This is a genomic window from Paraglaciecola sp. 20A4 (assembly GCF_011378905.1).
In the GTDB taxonomy this organism is placed as follows: domain Bacteria; phylum Pseudomonadota; class Gammaproteobacteria; order Enterobacterales; family Alteromonadaceae; genus Paraglaciecola.
On sequence record NZ_WTPY01000003.1, the window covers coordinates 95324 to 113578 of the forward strand.

Genomic DNA, 18255 nt, shown 5'->3' on the forward strand with positions numbered 1-18255 from the left:
CGATAAAATCCAAGGTTAACTTATTTATTATCGGTCAAAATAAAAATAGCATGATTAAATTTCAATTTACCTTGCCTATTTTATAAACTAAAGCTGTTCAGCATATTTATATAATGCCTTGAGTATCGCTAATTTGTCATCATTTGATTGATACTGCTGTGACAACAATTCAAGTGACTGAATATAATCGTTCATTGTGATACTGGCTGGTGAATTATCATCCATCAATCGGAATGTGCGGTGATTTTTCCAGCGCTGAAGCTCCTGCTCATTCAACGTATTTGGAAAGTTACGTGCCTTATAAAAGAACAATAATGTGACCAGCCTAGGATCTTCAAAGGGTAATTTTAGGTCAGCTAGTTGCTCTGGGCTGCTTACTAACACTTGGTTCATTAATGCCCGGTCACCAGGGCTAAAAAAACCACCGGTATATAAAGCATGATCGGCTTCGAGTGCGGTACTCACGCGGCCCTCATTATTTACCGCTATTAGCTTTTCAACAATTTCAGGATGTTGTTTCAGTAATTGTAAGTTTCTTAAACAAGCGGGTCGGTCGATACCTAGTCGCTGAGCATTTTCTTCACTTAAAGATTTGGCAGGGGCTAATACGGGACTCTTATTCACATGAATGAGTTTAATCGGCAAACGTTGTTCACCTTCGCTCAGCATATTACTTGGGGTATAAAGCTTGCTGATAATTTCCTCTACAGACAACGTTAGTAAAGGCTGAATATCGAGTGCTAAATTCACTACAATATAAGCATTTTTATTCGTCGGATGCTGGGCGATAGGTGCTATCCATGTACAACAACCTTGGATGGCAGGTAACTTCGAAGATATATGCACCAACGGCGTATGATTATTAGTATCGAGAAGGGCAATAACGTTCTTTTTCAGCCGTAAATTAAAGAGGTAATCATATAATTTAGGTTGCGCCGTTTTCACCAACTTCGCCATGCCTATGGTAGCGTGCACATCGGACATCGCATCGTGAGCGGAACTGTGCTCTATATTATTTGCCTTACTTAAGTCTTCCAATTTAAAACTTGGGCTGCCGTCTTCTTTTAGTGGCCATTCTATGCCATTAGGACGCAATGCGTAGCAGGCTCTGACTAAATCTATAATATCCCAACGGCTGTTACCGTTTTGCCATTCACGGGCATAGGGGTCATAAAAATTACGGTATAGGGTGTAGCGCGTAACCTCGTCATCAAACCGAATATTATTGTAACCAGCAACACATGTTTCCGCTTGACTAAATTCTTGGTGTATCTTGGCGATAAATTCAGGCTCTATCATGCCCGAACGCAAGCTATGTTGCGGGGTAATTCCCGTGATCAAACACGCCTGTGGATTGGGCAAGTAATCATTTGGGATCTGATTGAACATCATCAGAGGTTTAGAAATGATATTTAAATCAAGATCAGTACGAATACCAGCAAATTGACAAGCCGGATCTTTTTGCGGATTAACGCCCCAAGTTTCGTAATCGTGCCAGTAAATAGAGGGTGAAGACACAGCGTTCCTTAACATTTTTATTCTTGATGGATCTCAACAGAATTATGCAGCAAACTCAAATTAATCCCTATATTTCGCTATTAACTTACGAGTCTGGGTAAATATGCTGTTTATTTAGCCTAACCTACTAAAGTTCTAGGCGTTCAGCCTATTAAATCCCTAACTTTGTGCTTAACTTATAGTGTAGTAAAAATTTATTGATGAAGTGGTAGCTTACCTTTGGAGTATTTATGCAATCATTACGAGTTAGCGATTATATGAATTGCCGCCCAGTGACCTTTTCTATTGAAATGTCTGTAGCTGAAGCTGTTGAGCGTCTCTTACAAAGTGGCCAAACGGGTGGTCCTGTGGTTGATGATAATAATAGAGTAGTGGGGTTCTTATCAGAGCAGGACTGTTTAGTGCGCATGATCGAGTCGAGTTATTATCGAGAACAGGTTTGTAGAGTAAAAGACATAATGCAGACAGAGGTAATATCCATTCGATCTTATGTATCGGTTATCGAGCAAGCCCAAAAAATGCTTGTGGCCAAACCTAAGGTGTATCCGATTGTTGATGATGATGGTTATCTAATGGGTACCATTAACCGCTCTCAACTATTGAATGCCATTGATATGCAACTCCGAGATGGTTATCGAATAGCGGGTTAGGACTTTTTTAACGATTTCCCCATTCGGCACTAGCATTTAAATACTCATTCTTCTAGGATCGGCAACCATTATGGTTGCCTTCTAGTATGAGTAAATTTATTGTCTTCACATGTTCCTGACACAGAAAATACCCGCTTGACCTCTGCCCAAATAAACGCATTGTCAGATCAATGCATGTTGGCCGACCGTTTTCGTATTCGTCGTCGTTTTCAACAAATTCAGCGCCTGGACACCGAGAAGAAAAACGAAGGGCTCGCCAAACTTAGCAAGGATATTGAACGCTCAGTATTATTGCGTGAGCAGCGTCAAATCAATCTTCCTAAAATTGATTATCCTGACTTACCCGTTACGGAACAAAAAGATAAAATTGCCGATGCGATCCGCGATAACCAAGTCGTGATTATTGCCGGTGAAACAGGATCTGGTAAAACCACACAAATTCCCAAAATCTGTTTAGAATTAGGCCGCGGTGTTGCAGGGCTTATTGGGCACACTCAACCAAGAAGGTTAGCGGCTAGGAGCGTGGCCAATCGTATTGCCGAGGAATTGCACACCGAACTAGGTAATGAAGTCGGATTCAAAATACGTTTCTCCGATCAGGTTAGTGAACGCACTTATGTAAAGTTGATGACTGACGGCATTTTACTGGCAGAGATTCAACAAGATAGTTATCTAAAAAAGTATGACACCATTATTATCGATGAGGCTCATGAGCGCAGTCTCAATATCGATTTTATTTTGGGGATCCTAAAGCAACTTTTACCCAAACGCCCGGATTTAAAATTAATCATTACGTCGGCGACTATCGACCCAGAACGCTTTTCTAAACATTTTGATAATGCTCCGATTATACAGGTCAGTGGACGAACCTTTCCCGTAGAAATGCGTTATCGTCCGTTACTTGACGACAGCCAAGAAAATGACCGGGACCAAGCACAAGCAATAATTGATGCAGTCAATGAGTTAGGCCAGCATAGTCAAGGTGACATTCTTGTATTTCTTAGCGGAGAGCGTGATATTCGCGATATGGCTGATGCCCTTACGCGGCAACAATTTAGGCATACAGAGGTGGTACCTTTGTACGCTAGGTTATCAGCGGCAGAACAAAATAAAATATTTCAAACCCACTCAGGTCGGCGGATTGTATTGGCCACAAATGTTGCCGAAACATCCCTTACTGTGCCCGGTATAAAATATGTTATTGACCCTGGCACGGCGCGTATTTCTCGTTACAGCGTGCGCAGTAAAGTTCAGCGATTACCCATAGAGGCCATATCACAGGCGTCGGCCAATCAAAGGGCAGGCCGGTGCGGGCGAGTATCGAATGGTATATGCATTCGCTTGTACAGCGAAGAAGATTTTAACAACCGAGATGAATTCACCGATCCTGAGATACTAAGAACAAATTTAGCTTCTGTTATTTTGCAAATGTTGGCCTTGGGACTGGGCAAAATTGATCAATTTCCTTTTGTACAAATGCCCGACTCACGCAGTATAAACGATGGATTTAATCTATTGGAGGAATTAGGTGGTGTTGAAAAAAATACCGATCGTCTCAGTTTAACCGCGATCGGTCGTCAAATGGCACGCTTGCCTATCGACCCAAGATATGCCCGAATGATTGTTGAGGCAGAAAAGCAAAATAGTATGCGTGATGTCACAGTGATTACCGCTGGGCTGAGTATTCAAGATCCTAGAGAAAGACCTCAAGACAAGCGTCAAGCAGCTGATGAGAAACATCAGGCTTTCGCTAATAAGGACTCGGATTTCTTAGCATTATTAACGCTGTGGCATGAATTTAAAGCGAAACAGACTGAACTCACCAATAACCAACTGCGCAAATGGTGTAAGCAACATTTTATTAATTATTTACGTATGCGTGAATGGCAAGATATCGTTAGTCAATTGAAAAAGTCTATTGCAGAGCTTGGCTTCAGAATTAGTCAAGCAGAAGCAGATTATCAGGCAATTCATCAAGCTATGGCGGCAGGACTGCTTTCTCATATTGGGAATAAAGATAAAAACAAAGAATATCTAGGTGCGCGTAACAGTCGATTTATGCTTTTCCCTGGCTCAGGCATTGCCAAAACGAGCCCCAAGTGGCTGATGGTTGCGGAACTTGTTGACACCTCGCGCTTATTTGGTCGAATGGGTGCCAAGATTGAACCTCAATGGCTAGAATCTTTAGCACCACATCTTATCAAGCGTAATTACAGTGAACCTCATTGGTCGAAAAAGCAGGGCGTCGCCCAAGCTTTTGAAAGTGTTACATTGTACGGCTTACCGTTAGTCACAAAGCGCAGAGTAGCGTACAGTCAAATTGACCCTGTTGTTAGTCGCGAAATATTTATTCGTGAAGCGTTGGTCCACCAAGATACGAAGCTGCAATACGACTTTTTAATTGAAAACCAACTCGAAGTTGATGAAATAAAAGGTTTGGAGGACAAAATACGTCGCCGTGACCTGTTAGTAGACGAAGATACCTTAGTTGACTTTTACGCCGAACATATTCCAAATCATGTCTGTAGTGAAGCGAGTTTCAAAAAATGGTGGGGCAAAGCCCGTACCTTGACACCCGATTTGCTGACATACTCGAAGCAAATGCTGCTAAAGAATTCGCCTGCGAAAGCTCACGAATATGATTTCCCTAAAATGTGGCAACAAGGTAACTTAACATTACGCCTTGATTATCACTTTAATCCAACGGATAACGATGATGGGGTGAGTCTATTGGTTCCCTTATCATTGCTAAATCAGCTGTCGACAAGTGGTTTTGATTGGTTAGTGCCAGGTTTGCGTAGTGAACTCATTATTAGCTTGATTAAATTACTTCCTAAGCGCCTTAGACGTAACTTTGTGCCCGCACCTAATTATGCTGAAGCCTGTTTAGCAGATATCACGCCTACGGATGCTCACGGCCAACCGGTGGCATTTCTATCAGCGCTGAGTCTAAAATTAAAACGGATGACAGGTGTAGACGTTTCCGCTGATGATTGGCAAGTAGATAACTTACCCTTGCACCTACGATTTAATTTCAAGGTACTAGACGAGAACAATAACGTTCTTAAACAGGGAAGAGACCTACTGAGCTTGCAACACGAATTGCAAGGTAAAGTGAAGCAGAGCTTAAGCAACATTGCTAAACCTGGATTAGAGAAAACAGGTATTACTCAATGGGATTTCGATGCTTTACCGAAAGAGTATGTCAGTAAGCAAAGTGGCTTCAATGTTAAAGCGTATCCGGCTTTATTCGCAGAAAAGAGTTCGGTGGCAATCAAGTTATTCGACAAGCCACATATAGCCGAATCTTCTCATCAGCTTGGTTTACGGCAACTAATATCATTATCTATCCCATCACCTATTAAATACTTGCATGCAAAGTTACCTAATAAAGCGAAGCTGGGGTTATATTTTAATCCGTTCGGCAGAATCGATGCGCTTATTGACGATGTTATTGCTGCGGCGATTGACGAGCTGGTTAAACAATATCAATCGCAACACAAAGAAATACGTACTGCGCAAGATTTCGAAGCATGTTGTACGTACGTGCGCAGTGACATAAATGACCATGTGTTATCCATCGCGAAAAAAGTAGAAGTGGGTCTAACTAAAGCGCACCAAATTAAGAAAAAAATGAAAGGCAATGTGCCTTTAAGTATGATTAACGCCTATGGCGACATTAAGCAACATTTAGACAGTTTGGTCTTTAGTGGCTTTGTCAGTGATATTGGTTCACAACGTTTGAATGATTGGCAGCGCTATATTGAAGGCATCGCTAAGCGTATTGAAAAATTACCTATAGACCCCATTAAAGATCGACTTCACCAACTAAACGTTGAAAAGGTTCAGCAAGCCTACACCAACAGACTCCAAAAAATTCCCGCTGGCGTGCCCTTACCACATGAATTAACTGAAGTTCGATGGATGATTGAAGAGCTCCGTGTATCATTTTTCGCGCAGCAATTGGGTACGGCGATGCCTATCTCTACCAAGCGCATTATTAATCAATTAGAAGCAGCCAGTTGATTTGGTAAGGAAATAATGGATTTAATCTGCTGTATTGAGCAAAGTCCGTTGACATTGGTTTAACCGCACCCTATAAACACTGAGTAGGCAAAAAACTAGGACGGAATTTTAATGTTAGGCTACAACGACAAACGTAATTTTTTTCGTATGATGGTAAATTCAGCATGCGAAATAGTGGTAAACGACGATGAGTCGAGTCGCACATTACCAGCTGTATGCAAGGATATTAGCGCAACTGGTATGTCATTCGAAGTAGACGAACACTCGGTAGAAATTGGCACTATGGTCGATGTATATATTGAATCAACCAACAGCCAAATACCTTCTTTATCTGCTAAAGCTCGTGTAGTTCGTTCTGAATGTAGCGAAGACAAAACCTGTGTTATTGGTGTTGAAATTACAGAAATGAATTAACGGTTGGTTGACTGTCTAGTCTATTTTACGGTATCGATATTTCGCGGTGTAAAGAACTTTATCCATTCCACCGCGAGAGTAAAGTTGGTTATAAAACCTTACAGACTAAGCCCTTCAAGTAGAAGCCTTCTGGGTAGTTGGTAGACACTGGGTGATCGGGAGCTTGAGACAGCCGCTGTAAAATTTGTACCTCTCGACCGGCATCCAGTGCGGCATCGGCTACGACTTTCTGAAATAGGTCAAACGGCATCAAGCCAGAACAACTAAATGTGACGAGGATCCCGCCTGGTTGCATAATTTGCATAGCCAGCATATTGATATCCTTGTAACCCCGGCAAGCACGATTTAATGACGCTTTTGAGTCTACGAATTTGGGTGGATCGAGAATTATCTGTGAGAAATGACGCTCTTGCGCCTTATAATCACGTAGTGCTTGAAACACATCTTGATTACTAAACTCGCACTTATTAGTATCTAATCCGTTGATTTCGACATTACGTTTAGCGGTTTTCAACGCTAAATCAGATACATCTAAACTCGTTACACTACGCGCGCCTGCGGCTAAAGCATAACTACCAAACGTTCCTGTATAGCAGAAGCAATTTAGCACATCACGATCTTTAGCATATTGCGCGGCAATAGCACGATTGTCTCGCTGGTCTAAGTAAAAACCTGTTTTGTGACCCAGCTTCACATTGACGATGATTTTCACACCATTTTCTTCAATCACAACTTCTTCAGGAATTTCACCGGCCAATACTTGAGCTACCTCTTCAAGACCCTCTTTTTTGCGCACGGCAACATCACTTCGTTCATAAATGACATGTTGCGGAAATTGTGACTTGAGTGCCCATACTATTTTCTCGCGGTGTTTATCAGCGCCCGCAGACAGGAGTTGGCAAACGATAATATTATTATATATATCAATGGTGACACCAGGCAAACCATCTGACTCAGCAGCGATTAAACGATAACCGGTAAGCCCATGACGTTGTATCAATTCTTCTCTAGATAATTGCGCTCGTGCAATACGACGTTGAAAAAATCCATTATCGATACTTTCATTTTGCTCAAACGTCCATATTCTAACTTGTATCTGGGAATGAGGAGAGAAAGCACCTCTTCCTAACCAAACGTCTTCATGACTATAAACATCGACGGTATCGCCAAGGTTTAACCGTCCTTTGGTACTTTCAATAGCACTTGCAAAAATCCAAGGATGACGACGAAGTAGCGATTTTTCTCGACCAGGGTGTAATGTAACGCGTGATGACATAGTGTAGTGATTTCCAACATACAGAATTAAATAGGCGAGCGTGTGGTAAATATTCCTTCTCGCGAGCATCAAACTGAACAAGAAATTCAACGGAGAATTCATGCAATTTATTGACTATCAAGAAGGTACAGCAACTGACACGCTTTTTATTAATGATACAACAAAACCCGTTCTCAATCATGGGCAAGTATTAGTTAAGGTGCATAGTTTCGGCATAAATCGAGCTGATACACTACAACGCCAAGGCAAATACCCTGCACCTAGAGGAGAAAGCCCTATATTAGGTTTGGAAGTGTCAGGGGAAGTTGTTCAACTTGGACCAGATGAAAGCGACAATCAAAGCCCTTGGAAAATAGGTGATGAGGTTTTCGCTCTTGTTGCTGGAGGTGGCTATGCTGAATATGTAGCGGTCAATGCGTCACATCTTATGGCTAAACCCAAGAGTGTTGATATGTCCAGCGCAGCAGGAATAGCAGAGGTGTTTTTGACTGCTTATCAGAGTCTATTTCTGGTTGGTGACTTAAAACCTGAACAACGGGTTTTGATACATGCGGGAGCAAGTGCCGTTGGTCTAGCAGCAATTCAGTTGGCTAAGGCTCGAGGCTGTCATGTTAGCGTAACGGCATCCACTGAGAAAAAATTATCCATGTGTGAAAAGTATGGTGCGGACCGATTAATTAACTATAAGACTCAGAACTTCGCTGAATGTTTCGAACAGGGTGGGGTTGATGTCATTATCGATTTTGTCGGTGGGGATTATATCAATCGTAACCTCCGTATCTTGAATACAGACGGCACGATTGTCTATCTTGCTATGCTAGCGGGTCGATTCGGCGATAAGCTTGATATGGCTCTTATGTTGGCAAAGCGAGCAACAATTACTGGATCAACACTACGCAGTCGGAGTGATGAATACAAAACGGCATTAATCGAAGCCTTTTCTAAGGATTTTCTGGCAGAATTTGAAAGTGGCGCGCTACGCCCTGTAATTGACACTCAATATGGTATTAAAGATATCGCTATTACCCATCAGCGCCTTGAGCAAAATGACAGTATGGGCAAATTAGTCGTATCTTGGTCAAGCCATTAAAAGCGAAGGTAATGTCGTAAGCCAATGTAAGCTTAGGTAGGGGGGGAATATTCCCCCTACATCATCATATGTTGTTTAATGCTGTTGTAGAACGCTAAATTCCTGCTTTGATACGAAACCATCTTTGTTGTTATCCAAATCAGTAAAAATGGCTGTTAACGTTGTATCAATTTTTACTTCTTGCACGCTGAGCATATTATCTTCGTTTACATCAAGGGCAGTAAAAATGTCAGTGGTAGCAAAAGCACTGGTTGATGACATAAAGAGTAAACCTAGCATTATTATTTTTTTCATATTTTCTCCTAGTTTATAAATGAAACAAGAGTGACTTTTTAGACGTTAATACTATTTAAACCTATAGCTTAATTTTCAAGCTCATCGGCTGATAAATAACCGTCTTTGTTAACGTCTAACTCTGCAAATACTGAGGATAACGCAGCATCAGCTGATGCTTCCTCTACGCTGATGCGGCCATCGTTATCACCGTCCAACGCGTCTATTATGTCTTCTTGTGCAAAGACAGAGCCTGAAGCGAAACACAGGAAAGTAATCGCAATTAAATTTTTCATGGTATCGAATCCTCGTGGCTAATTAGCTTAGCTAAGTTGTCGAGATTGTGCCTACATTTGTAATCTGTACTTTCCATGCAAACACAAGGTTTTTTACGAGCGATATTGCTCAAATATTCATATCTAGCGGAACTACATAAATGAAACGACTGAGGTTATGAATATGAAATCAGTTACTACATGTACCGTGCCAATAAAATATAAGTAAATATAATCAGTGGTTTACGATTTTTGCATAGTCAAAAGAGTGAAATTCAGAGGAACGTAGAAGGTATTGGTAAGTATACAGTTACACTTTATGTAGCTGTTTTAATATTACTATATAAATCAATGTTTTAAAGAGAAGCAAATTCGTTACGCGTAGCGAAAAAGTGACAAAGTGACAAAGTGACAAAGTGATAAATGTAGACTAATTATTTACGCTATATTCACAGTGACACTTTCAATGACGCTATATATTGTTATTTTTTAATTCTTAGGTAAATTGCTGATCCACATGGACTGGTAAGGCGCTAGTTCAACAGTATGGTCAGCAGCGTAAATAGGTTGTTTGGTAAGCAGATCAAGCCATTCATCTGTACCCACTAAATTAATGTCGCTTAAGTGAATTTCCTGAGGTTCGTCACTAATATTATTTAAACAAAATATACTTTGACGCCGATCGATACTTTGTCGCCAAAAGCCAAATACTTGCGTTCCCAATTGTAATGTGAACTGCGTAGCATTAGGGTGAAATGCGACTTGTTGGCGGCGTATAGTTAATAAGTCTCCCATAGCATTTAACACTTTATGATGTTGACTAAATGTTGATGCGAGTTGTTTTTGCAACTCATCGTATTGCCATTTGTGGCGGTTAATTGCCCTGTTATGACTGGTGTTTTTTACCCGCTCGTAATCGTTGCCTGTCGCCAGCAAACTATGAATATAGATCCCAGGGATCCCTTCAAGCGCTAGCATAATTGCATGAGCACACATGAATCGCTGAAATCCCCATTTGTCTGGGCCCTTTACGGTGCCCTGTAACGCGTCATATAAAGCAATGTTAATTTCATACGCCTTTTGCTGACCATTTTCAGAAGCACGCCACGAAATCCTACCACCGAAAGTTTGCATGGTATTTACCAATACCGTTAGCTCTTCGTCTTCTAGCAGACCCTCCGCTGGGCGAAGTCCGATGCCATCGTGGGAAGCAATAAAGTTAAAATAAGTGGTACCGTTTTGCGCAGGGGGCATGCTCATTAACCATGACTTAAGGTAATGGCAGTCCCCCGTAATTAAAGTATTAACCAGCAAAGGCGGTAATGAAAAATTGTAAATTGCATGAGCTTCGTTGGCATTACCCAAGTAAGCCAAATTTTCTCGATTAGGAATATTGGTTTCAGTGATGATAATAACATCAGGTTGGGCATACTCAATTAAGGTTCGTAGCAACCTAACGACCTCGTGGGTCTGTTCTAAATTAATGCAACTGGTACCTACTTTCTTCCACAGAAAAGCTACCGCATCCAGTCTAAATAAGCGCACACCATTGTCCAAGTACTGCCTGATAATTGACACAAAAGCTTGCAGTACCTTTGGATTACGAAAATCAAAATCAACCTGATCGTGGCTAAATGTACACCAAACATGTTCTATACCTTTGGCCGTTTCCGTTTCACGCAGTAAAGGTGAAGTACGCGGGCGTACCACATTTGAAAGGTCGTCTTCTGGGTTTGCAGTATGAAAGAAATCGCTTCCCACACCTTCACCTTTTATAAAATTATCAAACCAAGCACTTCTGGACGAACAGTGATTAATAACCACATCTGACATAAGTCTAAAATCTTTTGCAATAAACTGGATGTCGGTCCAATCTCCAAGTGATTCATTCACGCTGGAATAATCGATGACTGCGAACCCATCGTCAGAGCTATAAGGGAAGAATGGTAAAATATGCACACTGTTAATATGTTGAGTGCAACTTTGCTTTAAAAATTTATGCAAGGTTTTTAAGGGTTTAACACCTTCTTCTTCAATAGAATCGCCGTACGTAATCAAAACGGCGTCTTGTTGGGTCCAATTGTTATGGTGACGCAGAGGGCGCGTAATATCTTTATCTTCACTAAACTCCATTGTCGTTAAGAGGTCACGAGCGATCTCCTGATAACTTTGTGACAACTCCACCTCATTATAAATGACGGCTAGATGATGTTCGACTAACTCAGTTAGCTCTTTATAAATACTTTGCATTGCTTCACCATTAATTGTATTTGTTACTTTATAGGGCGTTTTTACACTCTGTATAATCCTGCTCGACGGCGTCTTTTAGTCTTTCCAGTACATTTGGCATTGCACTGATAACTCGGTTCCAACTAGGTATGAATGGGGTCTCCATTGGATTATCTAAAAAGCTTTCACCCGCCTTCATAATATTCTCCGCAAACAATTCCACGGCCTTTTCTTCACTATGTATATCAAGTGATAAGCCATTCATGATTGCGTCGTTGTGGTAGGTTTCAACGAAGTCCAACGCTATGCGATAATAAGTCGCTTTTATTGAACGAAAGGTCTCGGTATTGAACGTTTCACCTTGAGTTGCTAGCTTTCTAAACATGGCTTTAGTGATATCAATAGACATCTTTGACAGGCCGCCTGCATCGTTGTCAGCAGATAAATCTTGATGCTTGTGATCGTAGGTTTTCGCTATATCCGCTTGGCATAATCGATTATTTGAATAATTTCGCTGCATTTCAGATAGCACACCGATTTCAAGACCCCAGTCACTTGGAATGCGAATATCACTTAATACATCGCGTCTAAACGAAAACTCGCCCGCTAAGGGATAGCGGAAACTGTCCATAAATTCTAAATACTCGGTGTTACCGATCACACGTTTGAGTGCTCGTAACATCGGGGTAACGAGCAACCGAGACACACGACCGTTAATTTTGCCATTAGCAACGCGAGCGTAATACCCCTTGCAAAATTCATAGTTAAATTGAGGGTTAGCGACCGGGTATATTAATCGCGCCAGTAAACTACGGTCGTAGGTAAGAATGTCGCAATCGTGAAGGGCGACCGACTCAGCGGTACCTGTGGCAAGAATGTAACCCATGCAATACCAAACGTTACGTCCTTTACCGAGCTCTTTAGGTGCGAGGCCCAGATCTGCCAACTCTTTATCCAGCGCCTTAAGGCGAGGTCCATCATTCCAAAGGATACGATGATTTTGTCCTAAATTTTCAAAAAAAGTAATGGCATGTTTGTATTGTTCTTTGTCAGCGCGGTCTAGTCCGACAACCACTTGTGAAAGATAAGGTACTTTTGATATTTCAGAAACGATATGCGGAAGAGCCTCACCTTCAAGTTCAGAAAATAATGAAGGTAAGATTAGTGCCATAGGGCGTCGGCGAGCAAAGCTAACCAATTCTTTCTCTAAATCTTCCACCGGACGTTCCGAAAGATTATGTAACGTGGTGATAATACCGTTTTGATAAAAGTCGGCCATGATGATTCCCTTTATTTATAGGATAAAATTGATGAGTAAATCAATGAAATTAACATTCACAGATTAAAATTTTTGATAAACATTCGCTCCAACCTGCTGGGCCATATAATGTACTGTCATATATACCTTTACTGCGTGATAGCGAAGGAAAGGAATGGCTTGGAGATTTCACGCGTACCGCGAGGTCACTTACGTTCAACATGGCAACATCGTTGTTACTGTCTCCTAATGCGATACTTAAGGTACCGGTATGTCCAAGTTCAGACTGATACGCTTCAACCAGCCACAACAGTGCTTTTCCCTTGTCGCAGGGGCCTGATACACCGAGAAATCGACCGCCTTGCAATACATTGGCCCCAAGTTGCTGCAACTTTGTGACGAATTGAGATTGGCGTTCAGGGGTACCAATCCATTTGACAGGCTCACTGTATAATCGAGTATTAGCCAACTGAGCACTTTTCTCGTCAAGCCCGGTATGTTCGATAATCTGTTGGTTATTCATCGTCGAAAACTGCACGAACTCCCCTATAAATTCATCGTGTAGTTGTGCTAGCAATTCCAACCAGTGTGCTCGAGGGTTAGCGAATTTCTTCACCCAAAAACCCGATTCATCTAAACAGCCTTCGGGTTTAGTTGTAAACTCATATTTGGGGATATATATCGCAGCGCCATTTTCAACTATAAATGGCCCGTTTAGTTGTAAGTTCGCCATTAATACCTCAAGTTCAGCTTTGGTCTTGCTCGTTGTGGGTATAACGGGGATATTTTTACTCTTTAATATATCCAGCATATTTAATGCAGGGCTGTAATCGTAGTTGTGATGGTCAAGTAGCGTACCATCCATATCAGTAAAAACTAGCGCTTGCCTAAGCATAAACATTCCTTGCGTGTTGCGCGATGATTCTTCGATGGGCGTTTAAGGTAAATACCATATCGCATTTATTCTCAAGTGTTGCCAGCGCATGCTCTGTTAGGCGCTGATAGTATTGAATAAAGGATAAAACCTGTTGGTCGTTCATGATATTTACTTTGCTGTGTAGAGGATCGGCGCTAAGCGTTTTAGCAAGCTTGTGCTCTTGCTCTAAACGCCAGTTGTAGACACAGTCAAAAGAGGGGGCCTTCAACATGATCCAATAATCCATCAAACTATAAAGCGGTGCGTAATTTTGTTGAAGCTGTAGGTTTACATATTTACGCCAAGCGCCGGTTTGATCACAATTTTTCTCTAGTGAGTTAATGGGCTCAGCCAGGTCATTCTCGTCTTGAGGCTCCACGCCCCAGCACCAACCTTCGAAAATCACCACGTCTACAGTTGTCGTTATTTTCTGCCACTGTTCGACTGGTTGGGGATTATCAGTGGCCTTGTTAAATCTTGGAATGGATATTGGGCTTTGTTGCTCACGTAGTTGCGCTAACACCTTTGCTGCTAGCGTCATATTATGGGTCCCTGGTACGCCGCGGGTTTTAAAAAGAGGATGAATCTCATCAGCAATTGCGCTGCGTTGAGATTGATCTAAGTAAAAATCATCCAGTGACATAACGACAACATTTAAATCATATTGTTCTGTAAGATACGCATTGAGAAAGTCTGACAGAGTCGACTTTCCTGACCCCTGACAACCATTGACGCCTAGGAAATAGGGCTTTAACGCACTATCTTGGTGCGTGGCGATATTATCTGCTAAAGGTATGTACCATTTTCTAGCATCGTGTAAAAATTCCTTACCTAACTGATGCTTATCAGCAAATTCGGTCAACATAATCACGCTATCTCCTCTGTTATGCACCAATATTGTTGCTCTTTTATGAGCGTAATAATCTAGGATAACGATAATGTAATCAACATACATGCCAACCGAATAGAAATGATTCGATTACTTGTAATTATACTTGAATATCTGGGTATTCATTGACGTAAAGATAATTTAATTGTAGGCATAAAAGTGTCAATTTATATTTGCTGACAACTAATCTCAGCGTTTCTGCCGCTTCTGGTAGCCTGCGAGATACAAAGTATGTTAAATATACGTTGTGGTTTAACTCCGAGCCTTCATACCTAACTCACAAGACAAGGTGTGCTGGCCGCAATAGGTATCCAATTAGGATTCACATTGCCAGGGTTGCGAGAGAAATCGGACAGCCTCCCCGTAAGTGTTGCGCTTACTCAGCGCCGCGACTTCAATTTGGAAAGGTGTTAGTGAATATGTTGCAAGATAAATTTGGCCGTAGATTTCATTATCTACGGTTATCGATAACCGATGTGTGCAATTTCAGTTGTGAGTATTGTTTGCCCGATGGTTACCAATGCGATACCGACCGCGATTTTCTGTCACTCAGTGAAATTAAACACATTGCTAGTGCTTTTGCACATCTCGGCACCAGCAAAATTCGTATTACTGGCGGAGAGCCGTCTTTGCGCAAAGATCTACCGCAAATAATACGCGCCTGTGCCAGTACCCCAGGTATTAAACAAGTCGCTATGACAAGCAACGGCTATAAATTACCCGATCATATAGATAGCTGGGTCGAGGCTGGTCTCACTTCGCTTAATATTAGTATTGATAGTTTAGACCCTCGCATGTTTGCATCTATAACCGGTCACGATAAATTAGATGTCATTCTACGTGGCATTGACCGAGCCGTCGCGCTTGGGGTCACTGTTAAAGTTAACGCCGTATTAATGCGGCATTTTAACCAAAATGAACTAAAAACATTTCTAAAATGGATTGAGCACACGCCTATTACATTACGCTTTATCGAGTTGATGCAAACGGGTGACAATCAATTATTTTTTGATAAAAACCATACCTCGGGTCAACCTATCAAAAAACAACTTATTGACGACGATTGGCAGCAAATTGTTCGCGATAAAGCCGCCGGGCCGGCTCAAGAGTTTTCTCACCCTGATTATAAGGGCCGAATCGGCCTGATTATGCCTTATAGCAAAGACTTTTGTGCCACGTGTAATCGCCTGCGTATTTCAGCGTTAGGTAAATTGCATTTGTGCTTATTTAGCGACCAAGGACTTGATATACGTGAGTACATCAAGAATAACGATACCCAACGTTTGCAAGACGAATTGACTACCTTACTGGGCGACAAAAAGTCAACGCACTTTTTACATGATGGGTATACCGGAGCCACCAAGCATCTGGCGATGCTGGGTGGCTAGGACATACCCTAAACCTACAATACACAGTACATGGTGATGATTTAACATGGTTGTAGTTAGCGCTAGTAACACTGATTATTCTACGTCAGTTAGCCTTCGTAATCCCCACGTGGTCGGTTTGGTATTGGCTGGCGGGCTATCATTAAGAATGGGACAAGATAAAAGTAAGTTACGTCTCAATCGTACTGGTAAGTCAATGCTTGAGCATGCTAAACAATTACTGCGGCATTCGGGTCTTAGTTGCGTGTTAGTTAGTGGCTCAGAAGTAGATCAAATTCCAGATATTTATCCTAATAGCGGGCCATTAGCGGGGATCCATAGCGCATTTATCTTCGCACAGAATAATCACCCACAAGCAAAGAGTCTAATTGTTATCCCTGTCGATATGCCTAATCTTAGGGCAGATACCTTGGGTATTTTACTCAACGCTGCATCGGGTTCGAACACGATAGTACATTTTAAAGACCTGAATCTTCCGCTATGTATACCACTGAAAAATAGCATTTTTGATTACTTAACAAGCACGCTTGAAGACACGAGCTCCTTATCCTTATACAACTTATTAAGCACTTTTTCGGCTAAGTCGATACCAGTGCCTTATGGTATTAGCCATCGGGAGTTTGATAATGTTAATTATCCCGCTCAATGGACTGAGTTGAATCGATAGTCACTTTGTATATTTAAAGGAATGTGCTGTTCTTCTCGGTGTAATTGACTCAATCGGCAATAATTTAAATACGTCAACGATGACGCAAAATTTATGGAAAATTTATGGAAAATTCTAAAATTGTATCTCTGAACATTGCTGTTTTAACAGTTTCAGATACGCGAGATGAAGATACAGATACGTCCGGGGCATATTTGGTTAATGTGCTTCAGGCTGAAGGACATAACCTTGTTGAGAAACGGATCGTAAAAGACGATAAATATCAGTTACGGGCGACCGTATCCAGTTGGATCGCGTCATCATATGTGCAAGTTGTGCTGGTAACGGGGGGGACAGGATTTACCGCGAGAGATACCACCCCTGAAGCGTTATCAGTTTTATTCGATAAAGAAATTGAAGGGTTTGGCGAGTTATTTCGTCATATCTCATATACCGAAATAGGCACCTCTACCGTTCAATCTCGTGCATTAGGCGGTATGGCAAATGGTACGGCTATTTTCTGTATGCCTGGTTCAACTGGGGCATGTCGCACGGCGTGGACCGGGATTTTACAACAACAACTAAACGCGACCCATAAGCCGTGTAATTTTATTGTGCATCTAAAAGATACCACTGCTTCACCTTGTGATAGTCGAGGTTAAGCGATGAGTGAAAACAAAATATTATCTCATGTCAATGAGCATGGTGAAGCCAACATGGTTGATGTGACTGACAAAAACGTCACCCAACGAGTGGCCTACGCTAAAGGCCGAGTCAATATGTCAGCACAAACGTTGGCTTTGATAAACAGTAAGCAACATGCGAAGGGCGACGTCTTTGCCGTGGCACGTATAGCAGGTATTCAAGGCGCTAAAAAATGTAGCGACTTGATCCCATTATGCCATCCATTAATGCTGACGAAAGTGCAAATTGATTTTGCAACACTTGAGGATGGCTGCGGTATAGAAATTACGGCTATGTGTAAACTTACGGGTCAAACAGGCGTGGAAATGGAAGCATTGACGGCTGTTTCTGTTGCGGCGTTAACGCTTTTTGATATGTGTAAAGCGATTGACCCTAGTATGGTCATCGGAGGAATAGAGGTGACGGAAAAACGTGGCGGAAAAACCGGTCATTGGCAACGAAGCGCGGGGCACTCAAATGATTAATGTACTATTTTTTGGTCAATTAAGAGAACAACTCAACACTGATAAGTTGTCCTTGGATACTGTTTCCAATGTCAAAGCGTTGAAAATAGTATTGGCTCAGCGTGGTGTGATTTGGCGAGATATTTTGGCCAGTGATTCAACCTTAGTCGCTGTTAATCAAATAATATCAAACGAGGAGACGACTCTTTGCGATGGTGACGAAATTGCCTTCTTTCCTCCGGTAACAGGAGGATAGGGC

Annotated in this window: 17 protein-coding genes and 1 riboswitch; of the genes, 9 read left to right on the forward strand and 8 right to left on the reverse strand. The window is 41.7% G+C overall.

All coding sequences use genetic code 11. The features are described 5' to 3' along the window. Positions 1 to 87: 87 nt before the first annotated feature. A complete protein-coding gene (gene sbcB / locus GQS54_RS04795) occupies positions 88 to 1518 on the reverse strand; it encodes an exodeoxyribonuclease I (RefSeq protein ID WP_166422887.1) in 1431 nt (476 codons plus the stop codon). A 230-nt stretch (positions 1519 to 1748) separates the two neighbouring features. On the opposite strand from sbcB, the gene GQS54_RS04800 reads away from it, so the two are divergent. The 3 genes from GQS54_RS04800 to GQS54_RS04810 all read left to right on the forward strand — a co-directional run bounded on the left by GQS54_RS04800 (position 1749) and on the right by GQS54_RS04810 (position 6608). After that, positions 1749 to 2168, forward strand: coding sequence for a CBS domain-containing protein (locus GQS54_RS04800; protein WP_166422888.1), 420 nt, complete (start codon positions 1749 to 1751; stop codon positions 2166 to 2168). A gap of 99 nt (positions 2169 to 2267) precedes the next feature. Beyond that, positions 2268 to 6194 carry an ATP-dependent RNA helicase HrpA gene (hrpA, locus tag GQS54_RS04805; RefSeq protein WP_166422889.1) on the forward strand — a complete coding sequence of 1309 codons (3927 nt, stop codon included), beginning with the start codon at positions 2268 to 2270 and terminating at the stop codon, positions 6192 to 6194. A 111-nt stretch (positions 6195 to 6305) separates the two neighbouring features. After that, a complete protein-coding gene (locus tag GQS54_RS04810; protein WP_166422890.1) occupies positions 6306 to 6608 on the forward strand; it encodes a PilZ domain-containing protein in 303 nt (100 codons plus the stop codon). Positions 6609 to 6696: 88 nt separating this feature from the next. Here the strand turns inward: GQS54_RS04810 and GQS54_RS04815 are convergent, their stop codons facing one another. Beyond that, complete coding sequence (locus GQS54_RS04815; RefSeq protein ID WP_166422891.1) at positions 6697 to 7884, reverse strand: class I SAM-dependent methyltransferase; 1188 nt, start codon at positions 7882 to 7884, stop codon at positions 6697 to 6699. A gap of 100 nt (positions 7885 to 7984) precedes the next feature. Between GQS54_RS04815 and GQS54_RS04820 the strand changes: the two genes are divergently transcribed. Further along, positions 7985 to 8974 (forward strand): NAD(P)H-quinone oxidoreductase, encoded by a 990-nt coding sequence (locus GQS54_RS04820; protein WP_166422892.1) that lies wholly within the window; start codon positions 7985 to 7987, stop codon positions 8972 to 8974. 75 nt (positions 8975 to 9049) lie between these two features. Here GQS54_RS04820 and GQS54_RS04825 read toward each other — a convergent pair whose 3' ends face one another. The 6 genes from GQS54_RS04825 to GQS54_RS04850 form a co-directional block, all read right to left on the reverse strand. Next, positions 9050 to 9268, reverse strand: a complete 219-nt coding sequence (locus GQS54_RS04825) for a calcium-binding protein (protein ID WP_166422893.1) — start codon at positions 9266 to 9268, stop codon at positions 9050 to 9052. Between the two features lie 68 nt (positions 9269 to 9336). Continuing rightward, positions 9337 to 9543, reverse strand: a complete 207-nt coding sequence (locus tag GQS54_RS04830; RefSeq protein ID WP_166422894.1) for a hypothetical protein — start codon at positions 9541 to 9543, stop codon at positions 9337 to 9339. Between the two features lie 468 nt (positions 9544 to 10011). Further along, positions 10012 to 11772 (reverse strand): sugar phosphorylase, encoded by a 1761-nt coding sequence (locus GQS54_RS04835; RefSeq protein ID WP_166422895.1) that lies wholly within the window; start codon positions 11770 to 11772, stop codon positions 10012 to 10014. Between the two features lie 28 nt (positions 11773 to 11800). After that, on the reverse strand, positions 11801 to 13030 hold the full coding sequence (locus GQS54_RS04840) for a glycosyl transferase (protein ID WP_166422896.1): 1230 nt from the start codon (positions 13028 to 13030) through the stop codon (positions 11801 to 11803). A 49-nt stretch (positions 13031 to 13079) separates the two neighbouring features. Further along, the gene (locus GQS54_RS04845; RefSeq protein WP_166422897.1) at positions 13080 to 13904 is read right to left on the reverse strand and encodes an HAD-IIB family hydrolase; all 825 of its coding nucleotides are present in this window, start codon (positions 13902 to 13904) and stop codon (positions 13080 to 13082) included. After that, a complete protein-coding gene (locus tag GQS54_RS04850; RefSeq protein WP_166423078.1) occupies positions 13897 to 14790 on the reverse strand; it encodes a kinase in 894 nt (297 codons plus the stop codon). The genes GQS54_RS04845 and GQS54_RS04850 overlap by 8 nt, the downstream gene beginning before the upstream one ends. Positions 14791 to 15058: 268 nt before the next feature. Next, positions 15059 to 15240, forward strand: a riboswitch (molybdenum cofactor riboswitch). Here GQS54_RS04850 and moaA point away from each other — a divergent pair. The 5 genes from moaA to moaD all read left to right on the forward strand — a co-directional run bounded on the left by moaA (position 15234) and on the right by moaD (position 18252). After that, positions 15234 to 16202, forward strand: a complete 969-nt coding sequence (gene moaA / locus GQS54_RS04855; protein ID WP_166422898.1) for a GTP 3',8-cyclase MoaA — start codon at positions 15234 to 15236, stop codon at positions 16200 to 16202. (Overlaps the previous riboswitch by 7 nt.) Before the next feature lie 46 nt (positions 16203 to 16248). After that, complete coding sequence (locus GQS54_RS04860) at positions 16249 to 16869, forward strand: molybdenum cofactor guanylyltransferase (protein WP_166422899.1); 621 nt, start codon at positions 16249 to 16251, stop codon at positions 16867 to 16869. A 104-nt stretch (positions 16870 to 16973) separates the two neighbouring features. After that, on the forward strand, positions 16974 to 17510 hold the full coding sequence (gene moaB, locus GQS54_RS04865) for a molybdenum cofactor biosynthesis protein B (RefSeq protein ID WP_166422900.1): 537 nt from the start codon (positions 16974 to 16976) through the stop codon (positions 17508 to 17510). Positions 17511 to 17513: 3 nt separating this feature from the next. After that, complete coding sequence (gene moaC / locus GQS54_RS04870; protein ID WP_166422901.1) at positions 17514 to 18017, forward strand: cyclic pyranopterin monophosphate synthase MoaC; 504 nt, start codon at positions 17514 to 17516, stop codon at positions 18015 to 18017. Beyond that, entirely contained in the window at positions 18010 to 18252 is a 243-nt protein-coding gene (moaD, locus tag GQS54_RS04875; protein WP_166422902.1) for a molybdopterin converting factor subunit 1, read from the forward strand. Before moaC ends, moaD begins: the two co-directional genes overlap by 8 nt. Positions 18253 to 18255 lie beyond the last annotated feature (3 nt).

Bases quoted from the DNA above. Each gene is read 5' to 3' on its own strand.
- GQS54_RS04800 (WP_166422888.1), top strand. From the start codon at position 1,749: ATGCAATCATTACGAGTTAGCGATTATATGAATTGCCGCCCAGTGACC.
- GQS54_RS04810 (WP_166422890.1), top strand. From the start codon at position 6,306: ATGTTAGGCTACAACGACAAACGTAATTTTTTTCGTATGATGGTAAAT.
- GQS54_RS04815 (WP_166422891.1), bottom strand. From the start codon at position 7,884: ATGTCATCACGCGTTACATTACACCCTGGTCGAGAAAAATCGCTACTT.
- GQS54_RS04820 (WP_166422892.1), top strand. From the start codon at position 7,985: ATGCAATTTATTGACTATCAAGAAGGTACAGCAACTGACACGCTTTTT.
- GQS54_RS04825 (WP_166422893.1), bottom strand. From the start codon at position 9,268: ATGAAAAAAATAATAATGCTAGGTTTACTCTTTATGTCATCAACCAGT.
- GQS54_RS04830 (WP_166422894.1), bottom strand. From the start codon at position 9,543: ATGAAAAATTTAATTGCGATTACTTTCCTGTGTTTCGCTTCAGGCTCT.
- GQS54_RS04835 (WP_166422895.1), bottom strand. From the start codon at position 11,772: ATGCAAAGTATTTATAAAGAGCTAACTGAGTTAGTCGAACATCATCTA.
- GQS54_RS04840 (WP_166422896.1), bottom strand. From the start codon at position 13,030: ATGGCCGACTTTTATCAAAACGGTATTATCACCACGTTACATAATCTT.
- GQS54_RS04845 (WP_166422897.1), bottom strand. From the start codon at position 13,904: ATGCTTAGGCAAGCGCTAGTTTTTACTGATATGGATGGTACGCTACTT.
- GQS54_RS04850 (WP_166423078.1), bottom strand. From the start codon at position 14,790: ATGTTGACCGAATTTGCTGATAAGCATCAGTTAGGTAAGGAATTTTTA.
- moaA (WP_166422898.1), top strand. From the start codon at position 15,234: ATGTTGCAAGATAAATTTGGCCGTAGATTTCATTATCTACGGTTATCG.
- GQS54_RS04860 (WP_166422899.1), top strand. From the start codon at position 16,249: ATGGTTGTAGTTAGCGCTAGTAACACTGATTATTCTACGTCAGTTAGC.
- moaB (WP_166422900.1), top strand. From the start codon at position 16,974: ATGGAAAATTCTAAAATTGTATCTCTGAACATTGCTGTTTTAACAGTT.
- moaC (WP_166422901.1), top strand. From the start codon at position 17,514: ATGAGTGAAAACAAAATATTATCTCATGTCAATGAGCATGGTGAAGCC.
- moaD (WP_166422902.1), top strand. From the start codon at position 18,010: ATGATTAATGTACTATTTTTTGGTCAATTAAGAGAACAACTCAACACT.